The sequence below is a fragment of the Vibrio sp. Vb1729 genome (assembly GCF_033338655.1).
GTDB lineage: Bacteria > Pseudomonadota > Gammaproteobacteria > Enterobacterales > Vibrionaceae > Vibrio > Vibrio alginolyticus.
Window position 1 is genome coordinate 1 of record NZ_JAWOTB010000015.1, and the last position, 19,205, is coordinate 19,205.

Sequence of the window (19,205 nt, forward strand, 5' to 3'; positions counted from 1 at the left end):
AAGATTATCTGGAGAATCAAACCATGAAAAAGTGGCTTGTCGCCGCATCGATGATGACGCTTCTGACATCGTGCGCGTACTCACCGATTTACAATGGTAAAGAACCGTACTCGGGAAGCCAGTTCATGCTGATGGATAGTCCGCGTCATACGATGGACTTTTTCATTGAGAGCATGACAGAAGACCTGATGGTTTCTAATGTGGCAGTATCAGCGCGGACACCGATTGCGATTACCTCGTTTGTTGATCTACAAAATATGGATGCAACAAACTGGTTAGGTAACTCGGTCTCTGAAGGTTTTATCCATCAGTTTCAGCGCCGAGGGTTTAAAGTGGTTGATTTCAAAACTACGGGCTCTATTCAAGTGACGCAGCAGGGCGATTTTGCTTTAAGTCGTGATTGGCAAGATTTAGCTCAAGAGCAGCAAATTCAGTATGTACTGACCGGAACAATGTTGCGCCAAGAGGGCGGAGTGCTTGTCAATGCACGCGTGGTTGGCATGCAAAGCCGTGTAGTTGTAGCGACAGCGCAAGGTTTCCTTCCGGCTGACCGTATTGGGCGTGACTTAGATACGTTAAATAGCATTCGCACACAAGATGGTGTGTTGATTCGTTCTGACCCTACCATTCGTCAGCCGTACACTGTGATTCTCCGTCCATAGGATAGAAGCATGAAGAAGTTATTATTTATTGTTGCCACACTGATATTGGTTGGGTGTCAGCCATTACAACAGATGCGTCAAGATGAAATCTTAGTGGCGGTGGGTTACGCTAGCGTCAGTGAGCAAACAGGCCGCACAGTTGAAGAAAAGCGTGTACGAGCAATGCGCGCATCAAAAATTGATGCTTATCGTGAGCTAGCAGAGCAAGTTTATGGCATGCGTGTTAGTGGACGTGCAGAGCTGCAAGACCAGCGTTTGGGTATTGAAAGCACCACTGGTGCCGTCGATGGTGTAATTCGTGGTGCAGAAGTTGTGCGTAGTTATCTTGTTGAAGACAGTTATGTGACTGAGCTGCGTCTGGATATCCGTAAGATGGATAAGCTACGTGATTATGGAGAAGTTCAGCAGGTACCTGAGAAGCGTCAGCAAACTTTGTTTTAAACCATTTCACTAGACAGATAATCTTTTTGAGCGGCTGATTGGTAACAATGAGTCGCTTTTTTTATATCTACGTGAGCGCGGGAATTGAGGGTAGGAGTGACGTTTAAGCTTTTATATTGGTGCCAAGCGTCGAGATGGTGTGGGTTTTTCCGCCCGCATTGTAGGTCATGCCAACTTTGCCATGAGTTCGCTGAAGCATGTTGTTGAGTTTATTGAAGCTCAGCTGTGCGCGACTAAGCGATTCGCCATTTACTTGGTTAACTTGTTGACAGTCTAGGACGATCGATTGGATTTGAGCAACAACCTGACTTAGGTGCTCATCTTCAGTAAGTTGATTGACGTGCGGGTGAGAGGCGATTCGCTGATCAGTTGTTCTGAGCTGATCAATGAGCGTCATCTTCTGTTTGGCAATGTTCTCAATCTCGGTAGAGACACGCGCCGTGATTGCTTGTGTTTCTTGGCGTAAAACAGCGGAAAGTGCCTTAGCATTTTCTAGCTGGAAATTAACGAGATCGACTAATGCTGCCATAAAATACTTACCTTCGGCCTAAGTCAGTTAGCTTTTGCCTTGCAATTCGTTTTCAAACTTAATCATGTTGTCAGCCAATTTTTCAGGATCGACTTTGTATGAACCGTTTGTGATAGCTTCTTTGATTGCTGCAACTTTGGCGCTGTCATATGCCGGAGAAGCTGCCATATCCTTCTGGAGTTTACTGACGGCTTTACTTTGCTGGCTGAGTGATACTGCGTCTTGTTGCGCTGGCGCCTTTTTTGATTCTGTCGTGCTGGTAGCATTGGAATCGTTACGTGCAGGTGCGCGACTTGTTGTCGTCATCATTTGCCCTGAACGTATATTATCTATACCTGCCATGTTTAACCTTTGCCTTGTATCGTAATACTGGTATCCAGACTATCGACCAGCGCAAAAATAACTTTAGTCATTTTTTGCATTTTTATTGATCAGTTTAAACACGCTACCAGTGGGTATTAAAAATTAACAGTGATTTCCGCAATGTCAGTCACTATGCCTTCTATTATACGTTGTGACTTATCATTTTTCACTCTTACTTGATCGCCAGCTGAACCATCCTGCAATGCTGTGCCTTGCGTTGTGATCGTCATGCCAGAATTCACCGCTTTGATAATGACCTTTTCATTTCGGCATACCACACAAACATCATTTCTCTCTACGACATCGCCTAAACGAACATTACGCTTTAGCTTTGCCCCAACCACTTGATCGTAGCTAGAAAATCCATCTTTACGAAAGCGCTGTAGCTCGATCATGGAAGTGGTAACATCCGATGCGCTGACGATTTCTCCTCTCCCTAGTGTTCGTGTAGCGACGATCATTGGTACTGATACCGAGATCCTCACAGGGACATAGACTTTCCAGTCATCCGGTTGGCATTCCACTAACACATTGATGTTACTTCTCGTGCTGCTGGTGGAAGAGGCAGATGTATCTAACGGAACAGGGCAATCCGTTGCTTTTATTCTCGAGTCGATCTCTGCCGCATTAACAGATAGCTCGCCACCATCAGGCTGATCAACCGTAGCAAGAATATGTTGTTCTGCTGCTGTTTTTATTTGCTCGATCTGATTATCTGAAGCTGAATGAACAAAAAAGCTAAACATACTGAGCAAAATGCCGATAGACTTAGCGTACTTTGTAATTAGCGCTCTACATATTGTCATAGTCAATGGTGTCGAAGTGAAAGTGAAATACGCCATACTGTCTCCCTGGTATCGTGCTTGCCAGTGGTAGAGTATCATTTAAAAACAAAAAGTTTGAGATGGAGATGAGCATATGACGGGGATTCTTGACTCGGTGAATCAGCGTACGCAACTCGTCGGTCAGAACCGATTGGAATTATTGACCTTTCGACTGATGGGCCGACAGCGCTACGGCATTAACGTATTCAAAGTGAAAGAAGTACTACAGTGCCCTAAGCTGACTTCAATGCCAAATCTACACCCTCTGGTTAAAGGTATCGCTCATATCCGCGGCCATACCGTGTCCGTTATTGATTTGAGCCTGGCAATTGGTGGCCGCCCAACCACTGATTTAGATAAATGTTTTGTTGTTATTGCAGAATTTAACCGTACGATCCAAGCATTTTTGGTATCATCGGTTGAGCGTATTATCAATATGCATTGGGAAGCGATTTTGCCACCGCCAGACGGCGCAGGTAAAGCGCACTATTTGACTGCCGTGACAAACATTGACAATGAGCTGGTTGAAATCCTTGACGTTGAAAAAATCCTGGCAGAAATTGCGCCAGTTGATGAAACGATGGATTCCGCTATTGGCGAAGAAATCGCACAAGCAGAGCAAGAAAAGCCTATTGTACGCCGCATACTGATTGCTGATGACTCGACGGTCGCGCGTAAACAGGTAGAGCGTGCGATTACATCCATCGGTTTTGAGGTCGTATCTGTCAAAGACGGCAAAGAAGCGTACAATAAGTTGATTGAAATGGCTCAAGAAGGCAATATCTACGATCAAATTTCGTTGGTTATTTCCGATATTGAAATGCCAGAAATGGACGGCTATACCTTAACGGCTGAAATTCGCAGACATGCCGATTTGAAAGACCTTTATGTTATCCTCCATTCTTCATTAAGTGGTGTATTCAACCAAGCTATGGTTGAGCGTGTAGGTGCCAACACCTTCATTGCGAAATTTAACCCAGATGAGTTGGGTAACGCGGTTAAATCTGCATTAACACAATAAAAGAGACATTAATGACTGCTATTACAATCAGTGATCAAGAGTATCGTGACTTTAGCCGTTTTCTAGAATCGCAATGTGGCATCGTGTTAGGTGATAGCAAGCAATACCTCGTGCGTAGCCGACTGAGTCCTTTAGTGACGAAGTTTAAGCTCGCATCGTTATCAGATTTGCTACGTGATGTTGTTACAGGGCGTAATCGAGAATTACGAGTCGCCGCTGTGGATGCGATGACGACTAACGAAACCTTGTGGTTTCGAGATACTTATCCGTTCACGGTTTTAGCTGACAAATTATTGCCAGAAGTAGCGGCAAGTAAGCGCCCAATTAAGATCTGGTCTGCTGCCAGTTCATCGGGCCAAGAACCGTATTCTATTGCAATGACGATCCTGGAAACGCAACAGCGCAAGCCGGGCTTGTTACCAAACGTGTCCATTACAGCCACAGATATTTCGGCAAGTATGCTCGAGATGTGTCGTGCAGGGGTGTACGACAACTTGGCTTTGGGTCGCGGGCTTTCACCAGAACGTCGTCGCACCTTCTTTGAAAATGCGGACGGTGGTCGCATGAAAGTCAAAGATAACGTCAAGCGTTTGGTGAACTTTCGTCCACAAAACCTGATGGACAGTTACGCACTGATGGGTAAGTTCGACATCATTTTCTGTCGTAACGTATTGATTTACTTTTCTCCAGAAATGAAATCTAAAGTGCTTAACCAAATGGCGAGCAGTTTAAACCCTGGTGGTTACTTGCTGTTAGGGGCATCAGAGTCGCTAACTGGTCTGACTGATAAATTTGAAATGGTGCGCTGTAATCCGGGCATCATTTACAAGCTTAAATAGCGGTATCTCTTCATTGATAGAAAAGCCTGACTTCGTGTCAGGCTTTTTTGTTTGTTACCTTTCTGCGCCGAGCGCTTCATGTATCACTCAATTAGTTGAAGCGCGTTTTTGCCTTGTGCCCTCAACACGGTGTATCTTTATTAAGTGAGCAAAGTGATACGACATGACATTCCAGTTACTTTGGCTCACTTATTGCTATTTCAATTCACGGTAACCACTAGGTTGGTGTAATGCTTTAGGTTTTGGCATGCTAATTGCTTTTTGGTTATCAATCACGGTCAGTTCTTAATTGTAGAGGCAAACATGGCTATATCTTTTGACAATGCACTAGGCATCCACCAGCACACGGTGGGCGTACGTGAGCGCAATGCAGAGGTGATTTCCACCAACATCGCACAAGCAAACACGCCTGGTTACAAAGCAAGAGGTTTAGACTTTGCGAAGGAATTGCAAGCGGCAACATCTGGGGCAAGCATTGGTCTTAGTCGCACAGATGGTCGGCATATTCCTGCCACTACAACGTTGGTTGGGGACAAGTTATATCGTCTTCCTACGCAACCAGATACGGGAGATGGCAACACGGTAGACTTGGATTTAGAGCGTAACTTGTTTATGCAAAACCAAATCAGACACCAAGCATCACTCGACTTTCTAGGCAGCAAATTCAAGAACTTAACCAAAGCAATCAAAGGGGAATAATTTAGATGAGCTTATTTAACGTTTTCAATGTGACAGGTTCCGCAATGAGCGCTGAATCCGTTCGTCTGAATACTACCTCAAGCAACTTGGCGAACGCCGACAGTGTCAGCAGCTCTGCGAAAGACACTTACAAAGCGCGTCATGCCGTGTTTGGTGCAGAGTTAAGTAACGCCATGCGTGGCGGTGATACGGTGCCAGTGAAAGTGATGGGTATTGTAGAAAGTGATAAACCGCTGAGTGCGGAGTACAACCCAGACCATCCCCTTGCAAACGAAGAAGGCTACATTTACAAGCCTAACGTCAATGTAATGGAAGAAATGGCAAACATGATTTCAGCTTCTCGTGCATACCAAACTAATGTACAGGTCGCTGATTCTAGTAAACAAATGCTGCTGCGTACGCTGCAGATGGGTCAATAAGGATAAGGGGGTAGCGTATGGCCGGAATTAACAACGTTGGTCAAAGCGGCTTGTCCTATATCGACCAGCTTAAAAGTCTACAAGAGAGTAACAAGAAAGCGGAAGAGAGCACGGGTAAGCAGGACCTAAAACAGGAAGACTTCTTATCATTGCTCACGAAGCAACTGTCTCAGCAAGACCCTTTTAAGCCGGTAAGTAATGACCAGATGATTGCGCAAATGGCTTCATTTGCGACCGTTGATGGCATTGGCAAGATGAACACTCAGTTTGAGAGTTTGAATTCGTCAATGACATCAAATCAAGCGTTACAAGCTTCCTCTTTGGTAGGGCGTGACGTATTGGTCCCAGGAGCAGCAGGTGTGAAGCAGGACGACGCACCAATGGCGGCAATGGTTAAGCTTTCACAATCTATCGATAATCTGTTTGTTCGTGTAGAGGATGAAGCTGGCCAACTGGTTCGTACCTTTGAGGTAGGGGCGAAACCAGCCGGCGACACGCGTGTGCTTTGGGACGGTAAAGATGAAAGCGGAAATCCACTGCCAGCTGGCAAATACAAAGTGAAAGCGTCTGGCTTAGTTGAGGGGGAGTCGCAAGAGTTCCCAGTATCGACGTATGCCAACGTAAACAGCGTATTGCTTGGCAAAGGTGACGGAAACGTATTACTCAATCTGGCTGGTTTTGAATCGCCAGTTCGACTTGCAGAAGTATTGGAAGTCGGCAAAGCGTAGTCATAGCTCGCTAGATTAGGAGATTTTGGAATGTCATATGTATCTTTAAGCGGTTTGTCCGCCGCCCAACTGGATTTGAACACCACCAGTAACAACATTGCGAACGCCAACACTTACGGCTTTAAAGAGTCCCGTGCTGAGTTTGCTGATGTCTACTCTAACTCTTTATTTACTAACGCAAAAACCACACCGGGTGGTGGTGCACAAGCAAGCCAAGTGGCACAGCAGTTCCATGAAGGCTCTAGCATTTACACCAACAACCCAATGGATTTGCGTGTTTCGGGGACAGGTTTTTTCGCTGTAGCGAAAGAGCGTCTAACTCCACAACAGAATGAACTGACACGTAATGGTGCATTTCACTTAAATAAAGAAAACTACATGGTGACCGCGAACGACGAGTTCTTATTAGGTTACCAAGTGGACCCAAGCTCTGGTGAGGTTTCTTCATACGAGCCACAACCCATCAATATTCCTGCTGAATTTGGTAAGCCAAAACAAACAGCAAACATTGAAGTGGGTGTGAACTTGCCAGCGAACGGCGATTTGAAAGATCCAACGCAGTTTGATTTTTCAGACCCAGATACATACAACCGTTCAACCTCTTCGACAATTTATGACTCGATGGGTCAGTCTTACAAGCTAACGACGTATTACTTGAAAGATCAGACTCAGCCAAATACATGGAACACTTACTACACCGTGACAGATAAAGAAGGTGAAAAGCCTTTAAATGTTGCGGCTGGTGATGCGCAAACGCCAACAGGTCATGTGGGGCATACCATGAAGTTCAACAACGATGGTACGTTGGCGAGCTTGAACAATGGTCAGCCAATCACTTCTGTGGCTCTGGGCGATCCGGCGACGAACACGACACCAGTCGATATGAATGGTGCCGATCCTGCGCAGACGCTTAACTTCGGCTTAGGCTCAGCAACACAGTTTGCGGCTCCGTTCGAACTGACTAAGTTTGACGAAGACGGTGCAACGACGGGCTTCCTAACCAAAGTTGACTTCGATGAAAACGGCAGCGTATTGGGAACTTACTCAAACGGTGAAAACGTTACATTGGGTCGTGTTGCTCTCGTACGTGTTCCAAACGAGCAAGGTCTGGATAAGAAAGGCGGCACTCAATGGGATTCAACGCAGTTCTCTGGTGACAAGATCTGGGGTGAATCAAATAAAGGCTCTTTCGGCACCATCAATAACGGTATGCTGGAACAGTCAAACATTGATATGACGCAGGAGTTGGTGGACCTGATCTCTGCTCAGCGTAACTTCCAAGCAAACTCACGTTCGCTCGAAGTACACAACCAACTACAACAGAATATCTTACAGATCCGCTAGAGCACTAGCTGGGTCATTCGATACTCTGCTTGAGTAAGCAATGGCGTGTGATTGCTTCTTAGTAATTACCGCTTTGTTCACTTTCATCATGACATTCATCTGATGCTTAGCCTGAATACACCTCACTCAGGCTAAGCATGCTTTGATCTACGATTTGCCGCTGTTGCCGCCGTATGGATCAAAACCTTGCCTCTCGTTACAGTTTTCTGCCCCTATTGACCTCTTTTAATTGTTGATTGTTAATTCAAAGTATTGATTGATAAGCCTATTTTTGTTTTGGCATAACTATTGCTTTTACTCCGTGTACAGAGAGATTTTTTGGAGTAATTTATGGATCGCGCACTGTTTCTCGCAATGAGTGGCGCCAAGCAAAATATGCAGGCACTACAATTGCGCGCTAATAACTTGGCTAACGTAAGCACGACCGGATTTCGGGCTGATTTAGCACAGGCTCGCTCAATGCAGGCTTATGGTGAAGGCCATCCTTCACGTGTATTCAGCATGACAGAGCGTCCAGGGCATAACTTTGCTCAAGGTAGCGTGATTACAACAGGGCGTGATCTGGATGTGACGATTGAAGGCAGCGGTTGGATATCGGTACTCGATCACACAGGGAAAGAAGGGTTGACCCGTAACGGCAACCTAAAAGTCGATCAAAATGGCATGCTTACCAACGCAAGTGGTCATTTGGTGCTGGGTGAAAACGACGCGCCGATTACTTTGCCTATCCCTCTCTCCAAAATTGAAATCGGTCGGGATGGCACCATCTCTGTGCTTCCTCAAGGTGCCCCGGCAGAAGAATTCCAAGCGGTTGATCGCATTAAGCTTGTTAAGCCTAATGAGCAAAGCTTGTTTAAAGACACCAATGGCTTATTTCGCCATAAAACTCCAAACCAACCTTACGAAGCAGACGCGACTGTTAGCCTCCAGACGGGAGCGATAGAAGGCAGTAACGTGAATGCCGTAGGTGAAATGACCGCATTGATTGACTTACAACGTCAGTTTGAAATGCAAGTCAAGATGATGAGCACAGCTGAAGAAATGGATAAATCTTCAGATTCACTGCTTCGTATGAGTTAACAGAGTTAGAGGTTCACTATGCATCCAGCACTATGGGTAAGTAAAACAGGTCTAGACGCCCAACAAACCAACATTGCCACGATTTCGAACAACTTGGCGAACGCCTCTACTGTCGGCTACAAAAAGAGCCGTGCAGTATTCGAAGATTTGTTCTATCAGAACATCAACCAGCCTGGCGGCCAGTCATCTCAGAACACGGAACTGCCAAGTGGCTTGATGCTAGGTGCGGGTTCTAAAGTGGTTGCGACGCAAAAAGTGCACACGCACGGCAATGCACAGACAACGACTAACGCACTGGACATGATGGTGGAAGGCGACGGTTTTTTCCAAGTGACATTGCCGGACGGCAACATCGGTTATACCCGTAACGGTCAGTTCACGCTCAATGGTGAAGGTACGTTAGTCACGTCGGGTTCTGGCTACCCTGTAGAGCCTGAAATTGTGATTCCAGAAGATGCGATTTCTATTACTGTCGGTACGGATGGTGAAGTGTCGGTTCGCGTCCGAGGTCAGCAAGACAACCAAGTCGTTGGTCAGCTAACCATTACAGACTTTGTTAACCCGGGTGGCCTAGAGCCAATTGGTCAGAACCTTTACTTACCAACGGGTGCCAGTGGCGATCCACAAGAGGGTGTTCCTGGTTTGGACGGTTTGGGGGAAATTCGTCAATCCATGCTGGAAGCGTCCAACGTGAATGTAACAGAAGAGTTGGTCAATATGATCGAAGCCCAGCGCGTTTACGAAATGAACTCAAAAGTGATCTCGTCAGTCGATAAGATGATGAGCTTCGTTAACCAGCAATTGTAACGATTAAGAGCAAGATTTGAGGAGCTCACGATGAAACGTATTTGCCTACTCGCTTTGATTGCTACGATGTCGGGCTGTGCCATGTTGGAACCGATTGAAACGGAAGAAGTGACACAAGCAACCACTGTGGTCGACGCAGTAGAAGGTGATAAATCGAAAGAAGAGAGCAGCGGTATTGTAGATACTTTACGTGGTAGAAGCGATCCGGTTGCTGGCGACCCTGCTTGGGCTCCAATTCATCCGAAAAACAAACCTGAGCATTACGCTGCTGCAACAGGTTCGTTGTTTAGCGCCGAGCACATTACCGATCTCTACGACGATTCTAAACCACGTGGTATTGGCGACATTATTACCGTAACACTTGATGAGACAACCAGTGCGACGAAAAGCGCAAATGCCGATTTATCGAAAACCAATGAAGCGCAAATGGACCCGCTTCAAGTGGGCGGAGAAGAGCTGAAAATTGGCGGAAAATATAATTTCTCTTATGACTTAAACAACTCCAACTCATTTGCAGGTGACTCTTCTGCAAAGCAGAGCAACAGCATCAGTGGTTACATCACTGTTGAGGTGATCGAAGTACTGGCAAACGGCAACCTCGTGATCCGCGGTGAGAAGTGGATGACGCTAAATACGGGTGATGAGTACATACGTTTAAGTGGCACTATTCGTCCGGATGATATTAATTTCGACAACACCATTGCATCAAATCGCGTTTCTAACGCAAGAATTCAATACTCAGGGACTGGTTTGCAACAAGATATGCAAGAGCCAGGCTTCTTGGCACGATTCTTTAATGTAGCGCTATAACACGCCGTGCTGACGGCAATTTGACTGCAAGAGATAAGTAAGCATGAAAAAACTCCTTTTAGTACTGATGAGCGTTGCTCTGTTTTCTACCGTAGCCCAAGCCGCACGTATCAAAGACGTCGCGCAAGTGGCAGGTGTACGAAGCAACCAACTCGTGGGTTATGGTTTGGTTTCAGGCTTACCTGGTACGGGTGAAGCGAACCCGTTTACAGAGCAAAGTTTCGCCGCCATGCTGCAAAACTTCGGCATTCAGATGCCGCCGGGCACAAAGCCAAAAATTAAAAACGTTGCCGCAGTCATGGTTACGGCAGAATTGCCGCCTTTCTCTAAACCGGGTCAGCAAGTGGACGTGACTGTCTCTTCCATCGGAAGTGCTAAAAGTTTGCGTGGTGGTACGCTACTACAAACGTTCCTCAAAGGTCTCGACGGTCAAGTTTACGCGGTTGCTCAAGGTAACTTAGTGGTGAGCGGCTTCAGTGCTGAAGGCGCTGACGGTTCTAAAATCGTAGGTAACAATCCAACCGTTGGTCTTATCTCTAGTGGTGCGACAGTAGAGCGAGAAATTCCAAACCCATTTGGTCGTGGTGATTACATCACGTTCAACTTGCTTGAGTCAGACTTCACAACGGCTCAACGTATGGCGGATGCTGTAAACAACTTCCTTGGCCCACAAATGGCGAGCGCTGTTGACGCGACATCAGTGCGCGTGCGTGCTCCTCGTGACGTCAGCCAGCGTGTTGCGTTCTTATCGGCAATTGAAAACCTAGAGTTTGACCCAGCAGATGGTGCAGCCAAAATCATCGTTAACTCTCGCACGGGCACCATCGTAGTTGGTAAGCATGTGCGTCTTAAACCAGCAGCAGTAACGCACGGCGGCATGACGGTTGCGATCAAAGAAAACCTGAATGTTAGCCAACCTAACGGCTTTTCTGGTGGGCAAACCGTAGTCGTACCAGACTCGGATATCGAAGTCAGCGAAGAGCAAGGCAAAATGTTTAAGTTCGAACCAGGCTTAACGTTGGATGATTTGGTCCGTGCCGTGAACCAAGTCGGGGCTGCGCCTTCGGACTTGATGGCAATTTTACAAGCATTGAAGCAAGCTGGTGCCATTGAAGGCCAGTTGATCATCATTTAATGGTTAGGAGGTAGGTATAATGAACAATCCTAACGACATTGGTTTTATCCATGACATCAGTTCTCTGGATACTCTGCGTCAAAAAGCAGTGAAAGAGGGAAAAGATGGCGAGCAAGAAGCATTGCATGCGGCTGCTCGTCAGTTCGAATCGATCTTCACCTCCATGATGTTGAAATCCATGCGTGAAGCCAATGAGGGCTTTGAGTCCAACATGATGAACAGCCAAAACGAGAAGTTCTACCGACAAATGTTGGATGAACAGATGGCGAGTGAATTGAGTTCGTCTGGTTCAATGGGACTGGCCGATATGATTGTTAAGCAATTAACGGCTGGGCAAGGGAACGACAAAAAAGAAACGGCTATGCGTGATGCGGCAAACAATGCTGCGGAATATCGTCGTGTTGACCCGAAAAAAGCGCGCGAGATTGAACAGCGCTTGATTGAATCTGGTCAACTATCTCGACCAAGCAATGAACCCACTCGATTCGATTCACCAGAATCCTTTGTTAACTCGATGAAGCCATACGCGGAGAAAGCTGCGAAAGCCCTAGGAGTCGAGCCATCTCTGCTACTTGCGCAAGCCGCTTTGGAAACGGGGTGGGGGCAAAAGGTCGTGAAGAACGCGCGTGGCAGCAGCAACAACTTATTTAATATCAAAGCAGATCGAAGCTGGCAGGGTGACAAAGTGACGACTCAAACTTTAGAGTTCCACGATAACACGCCAGTGAAAGAGACGGCAGCGTTTCGCTCATACTCAAGTTACGAAGACAGCTTTAATGACTTTGTACGATTTTTGAATGACAACCCACGTTACGAGACAGCATTGCAGCAACGCGGGAATTCAGAGTCGTTTATTCGCGGTATCCACAGTGCGGGTTACGCGACCGATCCGAACTACGCAGATAAAGTCCTGCAGGTGAAGGATAAAATCGAAAGTATGTAATGTCTCTGCGCCAATTTATGACGTTCTCGAAGGCTTGCCATAGTGCAAGCCTTCACTTTATCTGAATATCTACGCCTTTCTATCACTTGGCACATCTTTTGCTTTAAACGTGTCTAGGTGATCGGTTTTGCCGATTTATATTTCGTTTTTGGGGGCATGTATGGCGTCAGATCTTCTGAATGTAGGTACTCAAAGTGTGCTTACTGCTCAGAGACAATTAAACACCACTGGTCATAACATTTCTAATGTTAATACAGAGGGTTATAGCCGTCAGTCTGTTATCCAAGGCACGAATGATCCGCGCATGTTTGGTGGTTCTACCTACGGCATGGGTGTGCATGTGGAAAATGTTCGCCGCTCGTGGGATCAGTTTGCCGTGAATGAACTGAACCTGTCGTCGACCAACAATGCCAACAAAACGGATACCCAAGATAATCTTGATATGCTTTCTAGCATGTTGAGCTCTGTGGCATCGAAGAAAATTCCCGAGAACCTGAATGAGTGGTTCGATGCGGTAAAAACCATGGCAGATACCCCGAACGATTTAGGGGCACGAAAAGTGGTATTGGAAAAGGCGAAAATCTTCTCTGATACATTAAATGATTTCCACGAAACCGTGCGACTGCAATCTGATGTCACCAATAAAAAATTGGATATGGGCATTGAGCGCGTTAATCAACTTGCGTTGGAAATTCGCGATATTCATCGACTGATGATGCGTACTCCCGGTCCACATAATGACCTGATGGATCAGCATGAAAAGCTGGTTACTGAGCTGTCAGAGTACACCAAAGTTACCGTAACCCCACGCAAAAATGCGGAAGGGTTTAATGTTCATATCGGCAATGGACACACTCTTGTTTCTGGCACGGAAGCAAGCCAGCTCAAAATGATCGATGGCTATCCGGATGTTCATCAAAGACGATTAGCAATGGTGGAAGGGAATGGCATTAAAGCGATCAAGTCTGATGATATGGATGGCAAAATCGGCGCTTTACTTGAAATGCGCGACAAACACATCCCACAACTGCAAGATGAAATGGGCCGTTTAGCGACGGGCTTTTCCTACAAAATTAATCAGCTGCAATCTCAAGGTCTGGATCTCAACGGTAAGATAGGTAAAGACGTATTTACCGACGTGAACTCTGAGCTGGTGGCAAAATCTCGAGTTTTTGCTGCGCCTGACTCCCAAGCTGATGTTGCGGTTTACATCGAGGACATTTCCGCGATCAAAGGTGGTGAATATTCGCTGCGTTATGATGGCGATCAATACAGCGTGACAACACCGAAAGGTGAGCAAATGTCGTTGAACATCGACCGTTCGGATTCGTCATTTGTTCTGGATGGTATGAAAGTGCAAATTGGTGAAGGCCTTGCCGCCGGTGAGCGCGTATTGCTCCGCCCAACGAGAAGTGGTGCAGCCATCATAAAGATGGAAACCAATGACGCAAAAGCTATTGCCGCACAAAGTTATGAAGCCTCAACCACTTTTGCCCAAGGTAACGCCAAGTTTAAAATTCGTGAGGCGGGGGATGTTAAAGAGTTTGAGGTTACCGTACAACCAACCGACGAGAAGCATGATAAGCCGTGGTTAAAGATCACGGATAACAAGGGTAATTTACTATCGGACAAATACTCATACCCGTTAGATAAAGATAACCCGAAGATTGAAATATCAGTGCCGAAAAGCCATCCGCTGTATAAAAACGGCGATGCAACCGTGTTTGAGTTGAGCGAAGGCGCACTGATGAATGATAAATTCACCGCAAACTTGGTGCCTTCTGAAGGTGGTAACGGCAACTTGAGAAAAATGCAGAAGATCCAAACAGACAAGATGATGGATGGAAAATCCAGTACCTTGATCGATGTTTATCATAACCTCAATACCGAAGTTGGACTGAAGTCTTCTACAGCAAACCGTTTAGCCTCCGTCGCTCGTTTAGAGCATGAAGCGGCGCAAGAGCGCGTTGCTTCTATTTCTGGTGTTAACCTCGATGAAGAAGCGGCCAACATGATGAAGTTTCAACAAGCGTACATGGCTTCATCACGTGTGATGCAAGCGGCGAATGATACCTTCAATACCATTTTACAACTGAGGTAAGGAGAAGAGATAAGTGCTAACCCGAATTTCTAGTTTCCATAACTATCAGTCCGTACAAAATGATCTGCGTCGTCAAGAGAATAAGGTTCACCACAACCAAGAGCAGCTTGCTTCAGGGAAAAAGTTACTGAAACCTAGTGACGACCCCCTCGCTGCGCATTACATCCAAAACATTAGTCAGCAACAAGAACAGCTACAACAATATCTTAGCTCGATAGTGTTGGTGCGTAATCGTCTAGAAAACCACGAAGTTAATATCGCCAATGCGGAGAATTTTGCCGACGAGTCGAAGCGCTTAACGATGGAAATGATTAACGGTGCGTTTTCTGCGGAAGACCGACAAGCAAAGAAGCGTGAGCTAGAAGAGATTGCGAACAACTTCCTTAACTTGGTGAACTCGCAAGATGAATCTGGTAACTACGTGTTTGCTGGCACTAAGCCAAAAAGCCAACCATTTTATCGCGATAAAGATGGTAGCGTGCAATACGCTGGGGACGATTATCAGCGCAAAATGAAAGTTTCTAGCATGCTTGAGATGCCAATGAACGATCCTGGCAGCAAGCTGTTTATGGAGATACCAAACCCATTTGGCGATTATCAGCCGAATTACGATCTACAAAACGGTTCTGAGTTGCTATTAAACAGAGCCACTAACGTTGATACGAAGGATGATGCGGCGTATCGCGTGACATTTGTCGATATGAATAACGGCAAATTTGGTTACCAATTAGAGCGTAACGGCAAAGTAGTGGATGCCGATGAGTTTTCACCAGAGAAAGGGATTGAATACAAAGGCCTGAAAGTGCACGTAAAAGGCCAAATTACGCCTGGTGACAGCATTGAGATCGAAAAGCGGGCAGAGTTCAGCATTTTCGATACCTTCAAGGATGCAATGGCATGGTCAGACAAATCGGTTTCGGATACGTCGGCGACTGCTAAATTGCACCAAATGACAGAAGAATTCCACGCTGCTTTTATCCATTTGAATAAAGCGCGTACAGATGCCGGGGCTCGATTGAGTACGCTGGATATCCAAGAGCAAAATCATGAAGACTTTAATTTGTCTCTGGCAAAAGCGAAGAGCAACTTTGAGGACTTGGATTACTCTAAAGCCGTGATCGAGTTCAGTGAAAACTCGCGAGCATTACAGGCATCGCAACAAGCATTCGGTAAGACCAAAGATCTAACGTTGTTTAACTACATCTAGTATGACACTCATACACATTGTCTGATTTTGATGCCTTATGTGCAAAGCCTTAAGCGCGATAAGTCGACGTAACCTGAGAGTCTGAGATGTCATGCGGCACGATTTTACCCAAAGCGGCAATGATGCGGGAGGCAAGTCGGGCGGCAACAGGGCAGCGTTCAATACCCTTGGGCTAAGATGAGGCTGACAAACCGGAAATAGCTTAATGATAAAGCTAACTTATTGTTTATTTGATTCTTTTAAAAGTAGTTAAATAATTTACGCAAGTTGGCACACAAATTGTATTGAAAATATCAGAACAGATTTAGAGATTCTAAACCCTGCGTTTAAGGCAGATTTAGCAAGTAACTTTTACGGTCAGTGCTTATCCAAATGAGAGTAAAGCTGGCCGCTTCGCAAAAGCTTGCGAACTCAACAGGAGAGCAAAATGGCTGTAACAGTTAGTACTAACGTCTCCGCGATGACCGCGCAGCGTTACCTAAACAAAGCGACTGATGAATTAAACACGTCGATGGAGCGCTTATCTTCAGGACATAAGATTAACAGTGCAAAAGATGATGCGGCAGGTCTACAGATCTCTAACCGCTTAACTGCACAGTCTCGTGGCCTAGATGTCGCAATGCGTAACGCGAACGATGGTATCTCGATTGCACAAACCGCTGAAGGTGCGATGAATGAGGCAACCTCTGTCATGCAACGAATGCGTGACCTTGCGATTCAATCATCGAACGGTACTAACTCTCCAGCTGAGCGTCAGGCGATCAACGAAGAGTCAATGGCATTGATTGACGAGCTAAACCGTATTGCAGAAACCACTTCATTTGGTGGTCGTCGTCTATTGAACGGCTCATTCGGTGAAGCAGCATTCCAGATTGGTGCGAGCTCAGGTGAAGCCATGATCATGGGACTCACCAGCATTCGTGCGGACGATACTCGCATGGGCGGTGTGACCTTCTTATCTGAGAACGGTAAAGATAAAAACTGGAGTGTTGACCCAGCTAAATCTGACTTGAAGATCACGCTACCAGGTATGGGTGAAGACGAAGACGGCAATGTTGATGATCTAGAAATCAACATTAATGCCAAAGCGGGCGACGACATCGAAGAGCTTGCCACTTACATTAATGGTCAGTCTGATATGATTAATGCGTCTGTAAGTGAAGATGGCAAGTTGCAAGTTTTTGTCGCGCATCCAAACGTTCAGGGTGAGATTTCTATTTCTGGTGGATTAGCATCTGAGCTTGGCCTGAGTGATGAACCTATCAGAACGTCAGTACAAGATATTGATATGACCACGGTACAAGGTTCTCAAAACGCGATTTCTGTGCTGGATTCGGCACTGAAATACGTAGACTCGCAACGTGCAGACTTAGGTGCGAAGCAAAACCGTTTGAGTCACAGCATCAACAACTTGGCGAATATCCAAGAAAACGTTGACGCATCGAACAGCCGAATTAAAGATACAGATTTTGCGAAAGAAACCACGCAAATGACCAAAGCACAAATTTTGCAACAGGCAGGTACATCGATTCTTGCTCAAGCGAAACAGTTGCCAAACTCTGCAATGTCACTATTGCAGTAGTTTACTTAGCCTGTACTCAATACATTCAGACGTGGATGGGAATGCAGGCTTTTGGCAAGCAACTTTACAATAGAATGAGCGGCTCTCTCATCTCTCACCTGCCAATCATTTTCAATGTAAAGTTGCACTCGGTATGCCGGAAATGTGTTCATTTCTCTTGATCTCCACATAGGCTCTGGCGACCAACCTAGCCCCAGTTCTCTCAAAGGAAAAGGGGCTTTTTCTTTTCTAATTTTCACGTCTATCGTCTGCGAACTTACCTTTAATTGTTTCCTTTTGCTGGTTTTCTATACAATTTAGCCCTCTCGGCTCGATTTGTGGAAACTTGAGCACTTTTTCTTACTTTTCTTCAATTTTATTAGCTAAATCTCGCAATGTTATTTTTTTAAACTTTTTTCTAAAGCTTCTGAATTTGGTGTCGTTAATAGAGGTAACTTTGAGAGAACTACTTGGTTTTCCGAGACGTCGGAAACCGCTACACCGGAAAATCAATTGGAGAAATCACCATGGCAGTGAATGTAAACACTAACGTATCAGCGATGACCGCTCAGCGTTACCTAAACAACGCAAACTCAGCTCAACAAACTTCTATGGAGCGTTTGTCTTCGGGTTTTAAAATCAACAGCGCAAAAGATGACGCTGCGGGTCTGCAAATCTCGAACCGTTTGAACGTACAAAGCCGTGGTTTGGATGTAGCGGTTCGCAACGCGAACGACGGTATCTCGATTGCACAAACTGCTGAAGGTGCAATGAATGAGACCACTAACATTCTTCAACGTATGCGTGACTTGTCTCTGCAATCAGCAAACGGTTCAAACTCGAAAGCAGAACGTGTTGCGATTCAAGAAGAAGTGACCGCACTCAACGACGAACTAAACCGCATCGCAGAAACAACCTCTTTCGGTGGTAACAAGCTGCTAAACGGTACCCACGGCGCGAAATCGTTCCAAATCGGTGCGGATAACGGCGAAGCGGTAATGCTTGAGCTAAAAGACATGCGCTCAGACAACAAAATGATGGGCGGTGTAAGCTACCAAGCAGAAAGCGGTAAAGGTAAAGACTGGAACGTTGCCCAAGGCAAGAACGACCTAAAAATCAACCTAACGGACAGCTACGGCCAAGAGCAAGAAATCAACATCAGCGCAAAAGCGGGTGACGATATCGAAGAGCTTGCGACTTACATTAACGGCCAAACTGACCTAGTGAAAGCCTCAGTAGACCAAGACGGTAAACTGCAAATCTTTGCTGGCAACAACAAAGTCGAAGGCGAAGTCGAGTTTTCAGGCGGCCTATCTGGCGAACTAGGCTTGGGCGAAGGCAAAAAGGTGACGGTAGATACTATTGACGTAACCTCAGTTGGTGGCGCACAAGAATCTGTTGCCATCATCGATGCGGCACTGAAATATGTAGACAGCCACCGCGCAGAGCTAGGTGCTTTCCAGAACCGTTTCAACCACGCAATCAGCAACTTGGACAACATTAACGAGAACGTGAATGCGTCGAAGAGCCGTATCAAAGATACAGATTTCGCGAAAGAAACGACGGCAATGACCAAATCACAAATTCTATCGCAAGCGTCAAGCTCAATTCTAGCGCAAGCGAAACAAGCGCCAAACTCAGCGCTAAGTCTGCTAGGTTAATCAATTTAACAAAGCAAGAAACCAAAGCCAG

20 protein-coding genes are annotated in these 19,205 nt (G+C 45.9%); 17 read left to right on the forward strand and 3 right to left on the reverse strand.

What is annotated here, in order from left to right; genetic code table 11:
- Positions 1-23: 23 nt before the first annotated feature.
- Together R7E29_RS09485 and flgP are read left to right on the forward strand one after the other, a co-directional pair.
- Positions 24-662, forward strand: coding sequence for a FlgO family outer membrane protein (locus tag R7E29_RS09485; protein ID WP_005382013.1), 639 nt, complete (start codon positions 24-26; stop codon positions 660-662).
- A 9-nt stretch (positions 663-671) separates the two neighbouring features.
- Positions 672-1,103: a flagellar assembly lipoprotein FlgP gene (gene flgP / locus R7E29_RS09490; protein ID WP_005382014.1), complete on the forward strand. Its 432-nt coding sequence runs from the start codon at positions 672-674 to the stop codon at positions 1,101-1,103.
- A gap of 103 nt (positions 1,104-1,206) precedes the next feature.
- On the opposite strand, the gene R7E29_RS09495 is transcribed toward flgP, so the two are convergent.
- The 3 genes from R7E29_RS09495 to flgA all read right to left on the reverse strand — a co-directional run bounded on the left by R7E29_RS09495 (position 1,207) and on the right by flgA (position 2,837).
- Positions 1,207-1,632 carry a flagella synthesis protein FlgN gene (locus tag R7E29_RS09495; RefSeq protein ID WP_005382015.1) on the reverse strand — a complete coding sequence of 142 codons (426 nt, stop codon included), beginning with the start codon at positions 1,630-1,632 and terminating at the stop codon, positions 1,207-1,209.
- 27 nt (positions 1,633-1,659) lie between these two features.
- Entirely contained in the window at positions 1,660-1,974 is a 315-nt protein-coding gene (gene flgM, locus R7E29_RS09500; protein WP_005382018.1) for a flagellar biosynthesis anti-sigma factor FlgM, read from the reverse strand.
- Positions 1,975-2,090: 116 nt separating this feature from the next.
- Positions 2,091-2,837, reverse strand: coding sequence for a flagellar basal body P-ring formation chaperone FlgA (gene flgA / locus R7E29_RS09505; protein WP_005382020.1), 747 nt, complete (start codon positions 2,835-2,837; stop codon positions 2,091-2,093).
- 76 nt (positions 2,838-2,913) lie between these two features.
- On the opposite strand from flgA, the gene R7E29_RS09510 reads away from it, so the two are divergent.
- From R7E29_RS09510 to R7E29_RS09580, 15 genes are all read left to right on the forward strand, one after another.
- A complete protein-coding gene (locus R7E29_RS09510; RefSeq protein ID WP_005382022.1) occupies positions 2,914-3,840 on the forward strand; it encodes a chemotaxis protein CheV in 927 nt (308 codons plus the stop codon).
- Between the two features lie 11 nt (positions 3,841-3,851).
- Positions 3,852-4,679, forward strand: coding sequence for a CheR family methyltransferase (locus R7E29_RS09515; protein WP_005382024.1), 828 nt, complete (start codon positions 3,852-3,854; stop codon positions 4,677-4,679).
- Positions 4,680-4,982: 303 nt separating this feature from the next.
- Positions 4,983-5,378, forward strand: coding sequence for a flagellar basal body rod protein FlgB (gene flgB / locus R7E29_RS09520; protein WP_005382026.1), 396 nt, complete (start codon positions 4,983-4,985; stop codon positions 5,376-5,378).
- A gap of 5 nt (positions 5,379-5,383) precedes the next feature.
- Positions 5,384-5,797, forward strand: a complete 414-nt coding sequence (gene flgC, locus R7E29_RS09525) for a flagellar basal body rod protein FlgC (RefSeq protein WP_005393132.1) — start codon at positions 5,384-5,386, stop codon at positions 5,795-5,797.
- A gap of 17 nt (positions 5,798-5,814) precedes the next feature.
- Positions 5,815-6,525 carry a flagellar hook assembly protein FlgD gene (flgD, locus tag R7E29_RS09530; RefSeq protein WP_005382029.1) on the forward strand — a complete coding sequence of 237 codons (711 nt, stop codon included), beginning with the start codon at positions 5,815-5,817 and terminating at the stop codon, positions 6,523-6,525.
- Between the two features lie 30 nt (positions 6,526-6,555).
- Positions 6,556-7,869, forward strand: a complete 1,314-nt coding sequence (flgE, locus tag R7E29_RS09535) for a flagellar hook protein FlgE (protein ID WP_005382030.1) — start codon at positions 6,556-6,558, stop codon at positions 7,867-7,869.
- Between the two features lie 330 nt (positions 7,870-8,199).
- Entirely contained in the window at positions 8,200-8,949 is a 750-nt protein-coding gene (gene flgF / locus R7E29_RS09540; protein WP_054576686.1) for a flagellar basal-body rod protein FlgF, read from the forward strand.
- An 18-nt stretch (positions 8,950-8,967) separates the two neighbouring features.
- Positions 8,968-9,756, forward strand: a complete 789-nt coding sequence (gene flgG, locus R7E29_RS09545) for a flagellar basal-body rod protein FlgG (protein WP_005382032.1) — start codon at positions 8,968-8,970, stop codon at positions 9,754-9,756.
- Between the two features lie 30 nt (positions 9,757-9,786).
- A complete protein-coding gene (flgH, locus tag R7E29_RS09550; RefSeq protein ID WP_054576687.1) occupies positions 9,787-10,566 on the forward strand; it encodes a flagellar basal body L-ring protein FlgH in 780 nt (259 codons plus the stop codon).
- Between the two features lie 43 nt (positions 10,567-10,609).
- A complete protein-coding gene (locus tag R7E29_RS09555; protein WP_005393118.1) occupies positions 10,610-11,701 on the forward strand; it encodes a flagellar basal body P-ring protein FlgI in 1,092 nt (363 codons plus the stop codon).
- Between the two features lie 16 nt (positions 11,702-11,717).
- Positions 11,718-12,644 carry a flagellar assembly peptidoglycan hydrolase FlgJ gene (flgJ, locus tag R7E29_RS09560; RefSeq protein ID WP_031779079.1) on the forward strand — a complete coding sequence of 309 codons (927 nt, stop codon included), beginning with the start codon at positions 11,718-11,720 and terminating at the stop codon, positions 12,642-12,644.
- 160 nt (positions 12,645-12,804) lie between these two features.
- Positions 12,805-14,745, forward strand: coding sequence for a flagellar hook-associated protein FlgK (gene flgK / locus R7E29_RS09565; protein ID WP_054576688.1), 1,941 nt, complete (start codon positions 12,805-12,807; stop codon positions 14,743-14,745).
- A gap of 13 nt (positions 14,746-14,758) precedes the next feature.
- Positions 14,759-15,952, forward strand: coding sequence for a flagellar hook-associated protein FlgL (flgL, locus tag R7E29_RS09570; RefSeq protein ID WP_047102907.1), 1,194 nt, complete (start codon positions 14,759-14,761; stop codon positions 15,950-15,952).
- Positions 15,953-16,379: 427 nt separating this feature from the next.
- Positions 16,380-17,534, forward strand: a complete 1,155-nt coding sequence (locus R7E29_RS09575) for a flagellin (RefSeq protein WP_005382038.1) — start codon at positions 16,380-16,382, stop codon at positions 17,532-17,534.
- A gap of 506 nt (positions 17,535-18,040) precedes the next feature.
- Positions 18,041-19,174 carry a flagellin gene (locus tag R7E29_RS09580; protein WP_005382039.1) on the forward strand — a complete coding sequence of 378 codons (1,134 nt, stop codon included), beginning with the start codon at positions 18,041-18,043 and terminating at the stop codon, positions 19,172-19,174.
- Positions 19,175-19,205: the final 31 nt, after the last annotated feature.